This is a genomic window from Aeromonas sp. EERV15 (assembly GCF_900079845.1).
GTDB lineage: Bacteria > Pseudomonadota > Gammaproteobacteria > Enterobacterales > Aeromonadaceae > Aeromonas > Aeromonas sobria.
This window is the reverse complement of the sequence record NZ_FKKY02000013.1, coordinates 41703-55323: the sequence shown is the minus strand read 5'-3', so window position 1 is coordinate 55323 and position 13621 is coordinate 41703. Positions and strand designations below refer to the sequence as shown.

14 protein-coding genes are annotated in these 13621 nt (G+C 57.0%); 7 read left to right on the top strand and 7 right to left on the bottom strand.

All coding sequences use genetic code 11. The features are described from left to right. Window positions 1-17: 17 nt before the first annotated feature. The 3 genes from infA to aat form a co-directional block, all read right to left on the bottom strand. Window positions 18-236 carry a translation initiation factor IF-1 gene (gene infA / locus BN4575_RS12855; RefSeq protein WP_005300033.1) on the bottom strand — a complete coding sequence of 73 codons (219 nt, stop codon included), beginning with the start codon at window positions 234-236 and terminating at the stop codon, window positions 18-20. Between the two features lie 68 nt (window positions 237-304). Next, complete coding sequence (locus BN4575_RS12850; protein ID WP_042023995.1) at window positions 305-1021, bottom strand: arginyltransferase; 717 nt, start codon at window positions 1019-1021, stop codon at window positions 305-307. Next, window positions 1018-1725: a leucyl/phenylalanyl-tRNA--protein transferase gene (gene aat / locus BN4575_RS12845; protein WP_068978448.1), complete on the bottom strand. Its 708-nt coding sequence runs from the start codon at window positions 1723-1725 to the stop codon at window positions 1018-1020. Before aat ends, BN4575_RS12850 begins: the two co-directional genes overlap by 4 nt. A gap of 19 nt (window positions 1726-1744) precedes the next feature. Here aat and BN4575_RS12840 point away from each other — a divergent pair, with 19 nt between their 5' ends. Continuing rightward, window positions 1745-2215, top strand: coding sequence for a glycine zipper 2TM domain-containing protein (locus tag BN4575_RS12840; RefSeq protein ID WP_068978447.1), 471 nt, complete (start codon window positions 1745-1747; stop codon window positions 2213-2215). Here BN4575_RS12840 and BN4575_RS12835 read toward each other — a convergent pair. The 3 genes from BN4575_RS12835 to ald all read right to left on the bottom strand — a co-directional run bounded on the left by BN4575_RS12835 (window position 2209) and on the right by ald (window position 5784). Beyond that, window positions 2209-3441 (bottom strand): diguanylate cyclase, encoded by a 1233-nt coding sequence (locus BN4575_RS12835; protein WP_068978446.1) that lies wholly within the window; start codon window positions 3439-3441, stop codon window positions 2209-2211. The genes BN4575_RS12840 and BN4575_RS12835 overlap by 7 nt on opposite strands. Before the next feature lie 92 nt (window positions 3442-3533). Beyond that, window positions 3534-4484: a thioredoxin-disulfide reductase gene (trxB, locus tag BN4575_RS12830; protein ID WP_068978445.1), complete on the bottom strand. Its 951-nt coding sequence runs from the start codon at window positions 4482-4484 to the stop codon at window positions 3534-3536. Window positions 4485-4668: 184 nt separating this feature from the next. After that, window positions 4669-5784, bottom strand: coding sequence for an alanine dehydrogenase (ald, locus tag BN4575_RS12825; protein WP_068978444.1), 1116 nt, complete (start codon window positions 5782-5784; stop codon window positions 4669-4671). Window positions 5785-5934: 150 nt separating this feature from the next. On the opposite strand from ald, the gene lrp reads away from it, so the two are divergent. From lrp to serS, 5 genes are all read left to right on the top strand, one after another. Beyond that, entirely contained in the window at window positions 5935-6426 is a 492-nt protein-coding gene (gene lrp / locus BN4575_RS12820; protein ID WP_042023989.1) for a leucine-responsive transcriptional regulator Lrp, read from the top strand. 201 nt (window positions 6427-6627) lie between these two features. Then, window positions 6628-9141 carry a DNA translocase FtsK gene (locus BN4575_RS12815; RefSeq protein ID WP_068978443.1) on the top strand — a complete coding sequence of 838 codons (2514 nt, stop codon included), beginning with the start codon at window positions 6628-6630 and terminating at the stop codon, window positions 9139-9141. Window positions 9142-9221: 80 nt separating this feature from the next. Next, window positions 9222-9830, top strand: coding sequence for an outer membrane lipoprotein chaperone LolA (lolA, locus tag BN4575_RS12810; protein WP_068978502.1), 609 nt, complete (start codon window positions 9222-9224; stop codon window positions 9828-9830). 153 nt (window positions 9831-9983) lie between these two features. Next, entirely contained in the window at window positions 9984-11321 is a 1338-nt protein-coding gene (locus BN4575_RS12805; protein WP_141689789.1) for a replication-associated recombination protein A, read from the top strand. A gap of 307 nt (window positions 11322-11628) precedes the next feature. After that, window positions 11629-12924, top strand: coding sequence for a serine--tRNA ligase (gene serS, locus BN4575_RS12800; RefSeq protein WP_068978441.1), 1296 nt, complete (start codon window positions 11629-11631; stop codon window positions 12922-12924). Between the two features lie 2 nt (window positions 12925-12926). Here serS and BN4575_RS22090 read toward each other — a convergent pair whose 3' ends face one another. Continuing rightward, on the bottom strand, window positions 12927-13103 hold the full coding sequence (locus BN4575_RS22090; protein WP_176716435.1) for a hypothetical protein: 177 nt from the start codon (window positions 13101-13103) through the stop codon (window positions 12927-12929). A gap of 8 nt (window positions 13104-13111) precedes the next feature. Between BN4575_RS22090 and BN4575_RS12795 the strand changes: the two genes are divergently transcribed. Next, window positions 13112-13603: a CvpA family protein gene (locus BN4575_RS12795; RefSeq protein ID WP_042023984.1), complete on the top strand. Its 492-nt coding sequence runs from the start codon at window positions 13112-13114 to the stop codon at window positions 13601-13603. The last annotated feature ends 18 nt before the right edge of the window (window positions 13604-13621 follow it).

Below are 13621 nucleotides of genomic sequence, written 5' to 3'. Positions count from 1 at the left end.
TTTGCTGAATTCCTGGCTTAGCGAGAGCGGAAAACAATACGTCCCTTGGAGAGATCGTAGGGTGTCAGTGCTACCGTTACTTTGTCTCCAGTCAGGATACGAATGTAGTTTTTGCGCATCTTGCCTGAAATATGAGCGATAACCACGTGACCATTCTCCAGTTCCACACGGAACATGGTATTGGGCAGGGTTTCGAGAATAGTGCCCTGCATCTCAATACTGTCTTCTTTAGCCATTGAATCCTCTTGATAAGCCACAACAAAAAACCGCTGGATCATGCCGGATTTAAGGCTATGTGTAAAGTTTACTCGGGCTTGGTGTCGATATTTTTCCATTCCCCCTGAATTAACAGCTCGTGTGGCAGGTAATTACGCTTGTAATTCATCTTGCGGCACGCCTCCACCAGATAGCCGAGATAGAGCCAGCTCCGTCCGGTACGCCTGGCCAGATCGAGCTGACAGAGGATGGCAAAGGTGCCCAAGGAGCGATCGGCGTAGTCCGGGTCGAAGAAGGTGTACATGGCGCTCATGGAGTGGGGCAGCAAATCTGTGGTGGCCACGCCGATAAGGCGGCCCTCCTTGCGCATCTCCAGATAGAGTGGTGGCATCCAGTCACAATGGAGAAAGCCGCGGTACTGGTTGCGGTTGGGGGGATACATGCTGCCATCATGGTGGCGTTCGCGAATATAGCGTTCGTAGAGCTGGTAATACTCGGGCTTGTCATCGTAACTCAGGACAAGTTCGATATCCCTGTTGAGCTGGCGGATCCGCTTCTGGCCGCGGCTCGGACGAAATTGTTCGCTGTGAATACGCAGAGATTGGCAGGCGTGACATGCGGAACAGTGGGGACGATAGATGTCGTTGCCACTGCGGCGAAAACCGGCAGTCAACAAGCGCTCGTAGCCGTTGGCATTGAGCAGGTTGTGATCCATGAGCACTAGCAACTGCTCCTGTTCATGGTCCAGATAACTGCAGGGATGCTTGGGGGTCAGCCCTACTTTGAGGATCACTTCTTCAGTCATAAGCTGATCTCTCCCTCTTGCCAGCAGGAAGCCAATAGTGGTTGCTGGCCAAGGCGCGCCAGCTCGGCCAGAAAGCGCGACCTTGGCCACTCCTCGATACCCAGGGTGGCCAGAAACGGGTTCTGCATCTGGCAATCGATGAGGGCACCTCGATGGCGGGCAAAGTGGCGGCAGAGTGCCACCATCGCCAGCTTGGCGCCGTTATCAATCCGGCTGAACATGGATTCCCCGCAAAACAGTCTGCCGATAGAGAGGCCATATAGCCCCGCTTGCAGCTCTCCCTCCTGCCAGATTTCGATGGAGTGGGCATGGCCCAGCCGGTGCAATTGTTGATAGGCCTCGATCATCGGTGAGCTGATCCAGGTGCCATCAGCGGTGCGACGAGGGGCGGCGCAGGCGGTGATTACCTCATTAAAGGCGCGATTGACGGAAATATCGAATGGGGTGCGGCGGATAATCTTCTGCAATGTCCGCCCCACATGGAGTTGGTCGGGGCGGATCACCCCGCGAGGATCCGGTGACCACCACAGGGTCGGTTGGTGGGGTTCATTCCACGGGAAGATCCCCTTGTGGTAAGCTGCCAGCAATCTGGCCGGGGAGAGATCTCCGCCGATCGCCAGCAAGCCGTTGGGCTCTTCCAGCGCATGGCTGGGGTCGGGAAACCAGCAAAGCTCATCATCCAGTTGGGTAAGATAGCGAGACATAAGGCAACGAGGTTCATAGATGAAGGCCATTATCCTGATAGTATCCAGCTTGCTCTGCTTTGTCACGGCGCCCGCCGGGGCGGAAGTTTACCAGCGCAATACCGCGCGGCCGGTCAATCAGGTGGTGTTTGGCCAGGTCGAAACGGTGCGCAATATTACCCAGCGTCAAATACTGGAGTCAGAGCACTCTGGCTGGAAGACGTTGGGCGGTGCTGTGCTCGGTGGTCTGCTTGGCAACCAGTTTGGTGGCGGTCATGGTCGTGAAATCGCCACCGCCGTCGGGGCGCTGGCGGGGGCTGCGGCCGCGCAGCAATACCAGTCAGGGGGAACTGTGGTGGAAAACAAGTTGGTGGAGCTGCTGATCCGCAACGAGCAAAATGCCCTTATCAACGTGATCCAGGATTATGATCCCGCCATGGTCTTTGCCAATGGAGACAAGGTGCGCGTTCTCTATTTCGATGATGGGGTGCGGGTTGACAAGAGCTACTGATGCTCGTATTGCATGATACAGTTACGGCCAGCATGTTTGGCTTTATAGAGCAACTGGTCGGCATGGCTCAGCAAGACGCCCAGCTCGTCCGACTCCATATTGGTGACACCAAAGCTGATGGTGATGGAAAAAAAGGTCTCTTCGAATGCGATGGCTAATTCTGATATCGCTAGCCTGAATTGTTCTAGTTGGTTAATGAGGCCATAAAAATCGGGGCGCTTGCTCAAAATACAGAACTCTTCTCCCCCCAGGCGGGCAACCAGATCCCCTTTAAAGAACTCGCCGAGTTGCTGAGCGACCAACTTCAGGACGTTGTCACCGACATGGTGACCATAGTGATCGTTCACCCGCTTGAAATGATCAATATCGAGCAGACATGCCGTTAGCTTCGGCTGCTCTTGCAACCATTTATTGCCATTCTCGAACAGAAAGCGACGGTTGTAGAGGTTGGTCAGGTAATCACGGTTGGCGGTGTCGCGGATGGTATCCATCAGCTCCAGGGTTTCGAGATTATGCCCAACACGGCAGTAGAGCTCTTCTGGCGTAAAAGGTTTACTTAAAAAGTCGTTAGCCCCCAGTTTAATAAAGCGGGCCGAGAGGGTTTTATCTTCTGAACTGGAGAGACCAAGAATGGCCAGTGACTGCTTGTCAAACTGGTCTCGCAGCCTGCGTACCAACTCAATACCATCCATATGTGGCATCAGGTAGTCGGTGACAATCAGGCGAATGGCTGGGTGCTCTTTGAGCAGGTCAAGGGCCTGTTGACCCGATTCGGCTTCCCATACGGTGAGTAACTGACGGCGCAAATGGTTTGCAATGTAATGGCGGGAGAGTATGGAATCATCCACCACCATGACTTCGAGGTGACGGTTATTGGAGAGGCGGCGCACCATACTGACAGTGTATTGCGCGCTGAATCGTGAGTCCTTGATGATGTAATCCAGAGCCCCCTGTTCTAACCAGTACTTGCGTGACTCTTCGTTAAGGTTGGCGGTGAGAATAATGACGGGAACATGGCGGGCCAGCAATTCTCTGGCAGCTTCTCCGTTGGGGGCATCTGGCAGTGTCAAATCGACGAGCGCAATAAAATAGTCTTGATGGGGTTTGGCCAGGCACTCTGCCAGGGTATAGACAGCATCAAGCTCCAGATTAAGGCTCTTTCGAATTGCCTGAGCCAGCATGCGGCTGATGGTCTGGCTATCTTCCACCAGGAGGATCTTGGTCATTGCGCTTATTCCCTGCGATGGTTAGGTTTTTAGAGCAAAAGGTATACCAGAGTATACCTTTTGTGCAGTCATTAACGTGTGGTGACAGAGTGTTATTGGGCGTCGAGGTAGCGTTCGGCATCGAGTGCCGCCATGCAGCCAGTACCGGCAGAGGTGATGGCCTGACGGTAGTTGTGATCGGCCACGTCACCGGCGGCAAACACCCCTTCAATGCTGGTCTGGGTAGCAAAACCATCCAGTCCGCCACGAACGATCAGATAGCCGTTTTTCATCTCCAGCTGACCGTCGAAGATCTGGGTGTTGGGCTGATGACCGATGGCGATGAAAACCCCCATCAATGGCAACTCGCTGGTGCTGTTGTCCTGAGTGCTGCGCAGACGCACCCCGGTGACGCCCATCTGGTCGCCCAGCACTTCATCCAGGGTCTGGTGGGTGTGCAACACGATGTTGCCGCTCGCGACCTTGTCGTGCAGACGCTTGATCAGGATCTTCTCGGCACGGAACTCGTCGCGGCGGTGAATGAGGTGCACTTTCTTGGCGATGTTGGCCAGATACAGCGCCTCTTCGACAGCGGTGTTGCCGCCGCCGATCACTGCCACTTCCTGATTGCGGTAGAAGAAACCGTCACAGGTGGCACAGGCAGAAACACCGCGGCCCTTGAAGGCCTCTTCGGAGGGCAGGCCCAGATACTTGGCGGAGGCGCCGGTGGCGATGATCAGCGCATCGCAGGTGTATTCGCCGTTGTCGCCCTTGAGGCGGAACGGGCGCTGGGTCAGTTCGACACTGTTAATGTGATCAAACAGGATGCGGGTATCGAACTTCTCTGCATGCTCTTTCATGCGTTCCATCAGCGCCGGGCCGGTCAGACCTTCCGGATCGCCTGGCCAGTTTTCCACTTCGGTGGTGGTGGTCAGCTGACCACCTTGCTGCATGCCGGTGATGAGCAGGGGATTGAGGTTGGCGCGGGCGGCGTAGACGGCTGCGGTGTAACCGGCCGGGCCGGAGCCCAGGATCAGCAATTTGCTGTGAGTGACTTGGCTCATGATGTAATTTCCGGGATGTGATGAGTTTGCGCGATTGTAGGTAATTCGTGATCTGCGGTCAAAGGCTGGTGAGTCGATTGCACTAATCGTGTGCGCAAGGGTGACAGCGCGAAATAAAGGGATAAAAAAACCGCCCATCGCGGGCGGATTTTTACTCATCAATACTGGCGCAGGCCAGCAGAGATCAGTTCAACAGGGTCAGTGCATCCGTATAGGCAAGGCCATGAGCCACGGCTACCTCCTTGCAAGTCAGCTTGCCATTCATCACGTTGAGGCCATGACGCAGGTGTACGTCTGACAACAGGGCGTCGCGGTAGCCTTGCTGAGCCAATTTAATGATGAAGGGGAGGGTGGCATTGTTGAGGGCCACGGTCGAGGTTCGGGCAACGGCCCCCGGCATGTTGGCGACACAGTAGTGCACCACCTCATCGATGATATAGGTCGGGTCCTGATGGGTGGTGGCGTGGGAGGTCTCCACACAGCCGCCCTGATCGATGGCCACATCGACGATGGCAGAGCCCGGCTTCATGCGCGCAATGTGGTCACGGCTGACAAGTTTTGGCGCAGTGGCACCCGGCACCAATACACCGCCGATGACCAGATCCGCTGCCAGCAGATGGCGCTCCAGGGTCTCGCTATTGGAGTAGACCACCTTGGCTGCTCCCTGAAACTCGTTGTCGAGACGACGCAGGGTATCGATGTTGTTGTCGAGGATGGTGACATCCGCGCGCAGGCCGATGGCCATGCGGGCCGCATTGGAGCCTACCACCCCGCCGCCGATGATCACCACCTTGGCCGGTTCGACACCGGGTACACCGCCGAGTAACACGCCGCTTCCGCCGCGGGATTTTTCCAGTGCCTGGGCGCCAGCCTGAATAGACATGCGTCCAGCGACTTCTGACATCGGAGCCAGCAGGGGCAGGCCGCCACGGCTGTCAGTGACGGTTTCATAGGCAATACAGATAGCGCCGCTTTGCAGCAGGGCTTCGGTCTGGGGCAAGTCTGGCGCCAGATGCAGGTAGGTGAACAGGGTTTGACCCGGACGCAGCATGGCACATTCGACCGGCTGAGGTTCCTTGACCTTGACGATCATCTCGGCTTTGGCGAAAACCTCTGCGGCAGAGGCCAAAATTTCGGCACCAACAGCAATATAATCTGTATCGCTGAAGCCAATGCCGTTTCCGGCACCGCTTTGGACGAAAACAGTATGGTTTCGTGCTGTCAGTTCACGTACACTGGCCGGAACCATGCCTACGCGGTATTCATGGTTTTTTATCTCTTTAGGTACACCGATAATCATGCTATCCCTCGTCTATCGATTGGTGTTTCATGTTGCCAAAATGTTAACCAACATTTGCGCCTAGTATATTCAGGTATTGACAGGATTTGTGACCATAATTATAAAATGACTGGTGATTCTTACCAAAAAATAGCCAAAGGATGGAATAAAATGATGGAAGCTAAGAGTCGGCTAAAGGATTTGGACAGGATTGACCGCAACATTCTCAATGAACTGCAAAAGGATGGCAGGATTTCGAATGTTGAGTTGTCCAAACGAGTTGGCCTAAGTCCTACACCGTGTCTGGAACGGGTTCGTCGCCTTGAGCGACAAGGTTATATCGAAGGATATGCCGCTATTCTGAACCCTCATTATCTGGATGCATCTCTGCTGGTGTTTGTCGAGATAACCCTTAATCGCGGGGCGCCCGATGTATTTGAACAGTTTAACAAGGCTGTTCAGGTGCTCGAAGAGATCCAGGAGTGTCATCTGGTCTCCGGTGATTTCGACTATCTGCTCAAGACCCGAGTCAGCGACATGTCGGCCTACCGACGCCTGTTGGGTGAAACCCTGCTGCGTCTGCCCGGTGTCAACGACACCCGCACCTATGTGGTGATGGAAGAGGTCAAGCAGAGCTGTCGTCTGGTGATCAGCACCCGATAAAGCAGGTTATGCCGTGGTGTATTGTCCATATGAGGCACCATGACAGTCAGAAACGAGCGGCCGGTCCGCTCGTTTCTTCTTGTAAAGAGAAGTGCAAATATAGCCCCGTCCCATCAGGCATTGGCTGACAATCGGTGGGCTTTTCGGGGATACTAGGCCCCCTATTTCCTGCATTACATGTTTTCAGAAAGGAGCCGGAGTTTGGCCGATAAAAAGCTGTTTACTCCTTTATCAGGTACACAACGGATCTTCGAAGCCGTCTTGATCGCCATCACCCTGATGGCCGCGTATCTTCTGCTTGCCCTGTTGTCCTATCATCCCGCCGATCCCGGCTGGTCCCAGACCTCCTGGCAGGGGGAGGTGAAGAACCTCTCCGGCAGCGCCGGAGCCTGGCTCGCCGACATCACCATGTTCACCTTCGGTGCTTTTTCCTATCTGGTGCCGCCGCTGGTGGTATTGCTGGGCTGGAGCTTGTTCTGGCGCCCCAGCCGCTTGCTTGAGGTGGATTACCTCACCCTGGGGGTGCGGATCATCGGCTTTATCCTGACCGTGCTTGGCATGTCGGCCATTGCCAGCATGAACTTCAACGATATGCAGAATTTCTCCGCCGGTGGTCTGGTGGGGGATGTGATCGCCTCTGCGGTGGTGCCGCTGTTTGGCGGTGTCGGGGCCAACCTGATGCTGCTCTGCTTCGTGGCAACCGGCATTACCCTGTTTACCGGCTGGTCCTGGCTCACCATTGTCGAGCGGATCGGTGCGACCTGCACCGGTTCGGTCAGCGCGATTTACCACTTCCCGACCACCCTCGGCCGCTGGTTGACTGGCGGCTGGCGTCAACCCCGCAACGAGGGGCCGGATCCCTTGCTGGAAGGCGGGGTAGGGACCATAGAGTTTGATGACGAGGACGATGAGCCCCACAGCAGCTGGACTCGTCGACCCAAGGCCAAAGATCAGAAGGCGGCCGCTGAAGAGTGGCTGCCGGAGCTGGACGACGACACCTTCGAGTTCGATCCGCAATTTGATGATGAAGATGACGAGCCAGCCCCTGCTGCCAAGCCCAAGCGTGCGGTGGCTGCCGCCAATGGTCGCCGTCAGCCGGTACTGGCTGTGGCCGATGATGACGATGAGGATGAGCTGGATCTGCCTTGGGCGGAGGGGAACGAAGATGCCCCTGCACCCGCCGTCGTCACACCGGGCAAACCCAAGCGCCGCCCTCAGCCAGCTATGGCTCCTTTGCCAAGCATCGAGCTGCTCGACCGCCCGCCTGCCAAGACCCAGATGATGAGCAAGGACGAGCTGGATCGTATGGCCCGTCTGGTTGAGGCCAAGCTGGCCGATTACAACGTGCAGGCCAAGGTGGTTGGCGTCTATCCAGGCCCGGTCATCACCCGTTTCGAGCTGGATCTGGCGCCAGGCATGAAGGCGAGCAAGATCACCAACCTGTCGCGGGATTTGGCCCGTTCCCTCTCGGCCAGCAGTGTGCGGGTGGTGGAAGTGATCCCGGGCAAGACCTTCGTCGGTATCGAACTGCCCAACCGGGTGCGCCAGACGGTCTACCTGCGCGAAACCCTCGACTGCGATGCATTTCGCGATAGCCATCACCCTCTTTCCATGGGCTTGGGTCAGGACATCGCAGGGGAGCCGGTAGTGGTGAACCTGGCCAAGATGCCCCACCTGCTGGTGGCCGGTACTACAGGTTCCGGTAAGTCGGTGGGGGTCAATACCATGATCATCTCGATGCTCTATAAGTCATCCCCCGATGATCTGCGCTTTATCATGATCGATCCCAAGATGCTGGAACTCTCGGTCTACGAAGGGATCCCCCATCTGCTGACCGAGGTGGTCACCGACATGAAGGACGCTGCCAACGCCCTGCGCTGGTGCGTGGGCGAGATGGAGCGCCGTTACAAGCTGATGTCGGCAGTCGGGGTGCGTAACCTCAAGGGCTACAACGACAAGGTGTTGGCAGCGGCCGCCGCAGGTGAGCCTTTGCGTGATCCGCTGTGGCGTCCGGGTGACTCCATGGATCAGATAGCGCCGGAGCTGGAGAAGCTGCCCCACATCGTGGTGGTGGTGGATGAATTTGCCGACATGATGATGATCGTCGGCAAGAAGGTGGAAGAGCTGATTGCCCGGATCGCCCAGAAGGCACGAGCGGCCGGTATTCACCTTATTCTGGCGACCCAGCGCCCGTCGGTGGATGTCATTACCGGTCTTATCAAGGCCAACATCCCGACCCGCATCTCGTTCCAGGTATCGAGCAAGATCGATTCCCGCACCATTATCGATCAGGGCGGTGCTGAATCTCTGCTCGGTATGGGCGACATGCTCTACATGCCGGCCGGTACCTCCAACCCGACCCGGGTGCACGGCGCCTTTGTCGATGACCACGAGGTGCACAAGGTAGTGGCAGACTGGAAACTGCGCGGCGAGCCAAATTATATCGAGGAGATCCTCGCCGGTGAAAGCAGTGAGGGTGGCAGCAGCGAGTTTGGCGGCGGTGGCGATGAAGAGCTCGACCCCTTGTTCGACGAAGCGGTCGCCTTTGTGGTGGAGTCACGTCGTGGCTCGACCTCCAGCGTCCAGCGCAAGTTCAAAATAGGTTACAACCGGGCGGCCCGTCTCATCGAGCAGATGGAGAATCAGGGCATCGTCAGCTCACCGGGTGGCAATGGTCAGCGCGACGTGCTGGCACCGCCACCGGTGCGGGACTAAGCCTCACCGTTTCATACAATCCCTGGCCATGCCCTCCACGGGCGTGGCCTTTTATCGAGAGCGTCTTTATGAAGAGCGTGATGAAAAAACAACTGTTGATGGGTACCGTGCTGCTGATGGCCAGTAGCCAGGTGTGGGCCGATGCGGCCAGCGACCTCAAGCAAAAGCTGGCAGATGTCAGCCTCTTCTCCGCCAAGTTTGCCCAGACCGTCTATGACAGCAAGGGCAAGGAGCTGCAAAAGGCCAGCGGCGATCTGTTGGTGCAGCGTCCCAATCGTTTCAACTGGCACACCACCTCACCGGACGAGAGCCTGATCGTGGCCGATGGTCAGGATGTGTGGGTCTATGATCCCTTCGTCGAGCAGGTTACCGCTCTCAAGCTGAAGGATGCGGTACTCAATACCCCCTTCATTCTGATCGCCGGTAATGACGACAAGTTTTGGAAGAACTATGACGTGACCCAGCAAGGGGATGTCTATACCGTCACCAGCCGTAACAAGGACGAGCTGATCGCCTCCTTCCGCGTCACCTTCGATCGGGCCAACAACATCAGCCGTTTCGATGTGAAAGAGGCGCAAGGGCAGTGGAGCGAATTCACCCTGAGTAGTTTCAACCGCAAGCCGCTGCTCAAGGGCAACGAATTTGTGTTCAAGATCCCGAAGGGGGTCGAGCTGGACGACCAGCGCTAATGCGCACACGGTCGTTGGATTGCTCGCCACTGCGTCTGCCAAAGGCGGGTGGCGTGACGCTGGGTGGTCAATACAGATGAGTAACCTCTCATTGGATTTCTCGTCGGACCGTTTTTCCATGGCGCTATCCGTGATACTGAACGGTCAATACAGATGAGCAACTTGTCGCTGGATTTCTCATCGGACTTTCGTCCGCTGGCGGCCCGGATGCGGCCGCAAAACCTCGACCAGTATATCGGTCAGCAACATATCCTGGGGGCTGACAAGCCCCTGCGCAAAGCGATCCTGGCGGGGCACTGCCACTCGATGATCCTGTGGGGGCCGCCCGGTACCGGCAAGACCACCCTGGCGGAGCTGATGGCCCATTACTGCCAAGCGGAAGTGGAGCGGCTCTCTGCGGTCACCTCCGGCATCAAGGAGATCCGCGCCGCCATCGACAAGGCGAAGGAGAACAGCTGGCGCGGGGTACGCACCATACTGTTCGTGGATGAAGTGCACCGCTTCAACAAGAGCCAGCAGGATGTGTTCCTGCCTCACATCGAAGATGGCACCATCACCTTTATCGGTGCCACCACCGAAAATCCCTCGTTCGAACTCAATAACGCACTGCTCTCCCGGGCCCGGGTCTATCTGCTCAAGCGGCTGGAAGAGCGCGACATCCTCGCCATGATCGATCAGGCGATGCAGGATCCCCGTGGTCTCAATGATCCGGCGCTCACCTTTGCCCCCGGCGTCAAAGAGGCGCTGGCCAAGGCGGTGGAGGGAGACGGGCGCAAATCCCTCAACTATCTGGAGCTGTTGGCCGACATGGCCGAGCAAGATAGCAGTGGTCACAAGCAAATTGACAGCGCCCTGCTCGCCGCCGTGGTGGGGGAGCATGTGGCCCGCTTCGACAAGGGGGGGGATCACTTCTACGACCTCATCTCGGCGGTGCACAAGTCCATTCGCGGCTCGGCGCCGGATGCGGCGCTCTACTGGTATGCCCGCATGGTGAGCGCCGGTTGCGATCCGCTCTATATTGCCCGCCGCTTGCTGGCGATTGCCTCGGAAGATGTGGGCAATGCCGATCCCCGTGCCATGCAGGTCGCCCTGTCGGCATGGGATTGCTTCCATCGGATCGGTCCAGCGGAAGGGGAGCGCGCCATCGCCCAGGCGATCGTCTATCTCGCCTGCGCCCCGAAGAGCAATGCGGTCTATACCGCCTGGAAGGCGGCACTTAATGATGCCAAAAACCTCCCTGACTTCGAGGTGCCGCCCCATCTTCGCAACGCACCCACCAAGCTGATGAGCGAGCTGGGCTACGGCGCCGAGTATCGCTATGCCCATGACGAACCGGGCGCCTATGCCGCGGGTGAGGACTATCTCCCACCAGAACTGGCTGGCAAGCAGTACTACCAGCCCACCGATCGCGGCCTTGAAAAGCAGATCGGTCAAAAGCTCGATTATCTTCATGAGCTGGATCGGCAGAGCCCGCAGCAACGGGGCAAATAGCCCCTTTGTTACCTCGCATGGCTGAAAATTGGTCAGGCGTTTGAATATGCAGGACGGTGTGTGTGCCAACGTCGGTAAAAACGACACAAATAGTCCCTGTTCGGGCGGGGGGGCGGTCTGCTACACTGCCCATCCGACCCCGTTTGTCTTGGCCTCGCGCCATCTTCCTGATTTCGAAGGCCTGATTGTTAAGGCCCGATCCTGAAGACGATTGGGGTGCGCCAACCGATGTTAACTTCCGGATCTGTTTCCCAGCCCGTCATGATGACTCAGGCCCAGATCCCATTTTAAAAAAAGTAGGTAAACCATGCTGGATCCCAAATATCTGCGCAGCGATATCGAAGAGGCTGCCGCTCGTCTGGCGACACGTGGCTACGTTCTGGACGTAGTGGCTGTCAATGCTCTGGAAGAGAAACGCAAGGATCTGCAGTCCCGCACTCAGGAGCTGCAGGCCGAGCGCAACGCCCGCTCCAAATCCATCGGTGAAGCTGCCCGTCGTGGTGAAGATGTTGCCCCGCTCAAGGCTGAAGTGACCAAGATCAACGACGAGCTGGAGACCAGCAAGGTCGAGCTGGATACCCTGCTGGCCCAGCTGAAAGCCATTGCTGATGCGATCCCGAACCTGCCGAGCGAGACCACCCCGGTTGGCCGTGACGAGAATGACAACGTGGAAGCACGTCGCTGGGGTACCCCGCGCGAGTTCAGCTTCCCGGTACGCGACCATATCGATCTGGGCGAAGCGGCCAAGGGCGTTGACTTCAAGAATGGCGTCAAGCTCTCCGGTACCCGTTTCGTGGTGATGAAGGGTCAGATTGCCCGTCTGCACCGCGCCCTGGCCCAGTTCATGCTGGACCTGCACACCCTGCAGCACGGTTATACCGAGTGCTACGTGCCTTATCTGGTGAACCCGGACAGCCTCTATGGCACCGGTCAGTTGCCAAAATTTGCTCAAGACCTGTTTAATACCGGTATCGAGGGCGAAGGGGAAGAAGAGGGCAAGGTGCGCAAGTTCTCGCTGATCCCGACCTCTGAAGTGCCGCTCACCAACATGGCCCGTGACGAGATTTTTGACGCGCAAGAGCTGCCGATCAAGATGACCGCTCACAGCCCCTGCTTCCGTTCTGAAGCCGGTTCCTACGGTCGTGATACCCGTGGCCTCATCCGTATGCACCAGTTCGACAAGGTCGAGATGGTTCAGCTGGTTCACCCGGAGCAATCCTGGGAAGCGCTGGAAGAGATGGTCGGCCACGCCGAGAAGGTACTGCAACTGCTGGAGCTGCCGTATCGCGTGATGGCGCTCTCTACCGGTGACATGGGCTTCTGCGCCTCCAAGACCTACGATCTGGAAGTGTGGCTGCCGGCCCAGAACACCTACCGCGAGATCTCCTCTGTCTCCAACTGCACCGACTTCCAGGCGCGCCGCATGCAGGCTCGCGTGCGCATCGACGGCAAGCCGCAGCTGCTGCACACCTTGAACGGTTCCGGTCTGGCGGTGGGTCGTACTCTGGTTGCCGTGATGGAGAACTACCAGCAGGAAGATGGCCGCATCGCCATCCCGGCTGCGCTGCAATCCTACATGGGTGGCCTGACCCACATCGGGTAAGCTCACGCCGCTGACCACAACGCCATGGCATTGCCATGGCGTTGTGCATTCTGGCGCCGATCAACCGTTTTAGTGCTGAAAAAATGCGGCTGTTCGGCACTGCTTTGAACAGTTAACACAATTTTATCAAGCAATGCGCAATCGTTTTTGTTAGACTGCGCCGCAATTTCGCAGGACATCTTTTTCTATGGTCTGGATTGATTACACCATCATCGGCATCGTCGGTTTTTCTGCTCTCATCAGCCTGGTGCGCGGCTTCGTCAAGGAGGCCATGTCTCTCGTCACCTGGTTTATCGCCTTCTTTATTGCCAGCCATTTCTATCCCGATCTCGCCGTCTATTTCACTTCGTTCTCCGATGCCATGGTGCGCAATGGGCTGGCTATTGCGGCCTTGTTCGTCGCGACCCTGATCCTGGGGGGAGTGGTGAACTACGTAGTGGGGTTGCTGGTTGAAAAAACCGGGCTCTCTGGCACCGATCGGGTGCTGGGGGTCTGCTTCGGTGCAATTCGCGGGGTACTGATTGTCAGTGCCCTGTTGTTTTTTATGGATACCTTCACCAGCCTCTCCCAGAGCGACTGGTGGGTGGCGTCCAAACTGGTGCCGGAGTTCAAACCGGTGATCCAGTGGTTTTTCGGGTTCATGTTGAACTCATCAAGCTTTCTTCAACAGGTACAGTGACTTCGAGGTAGCAAAGAC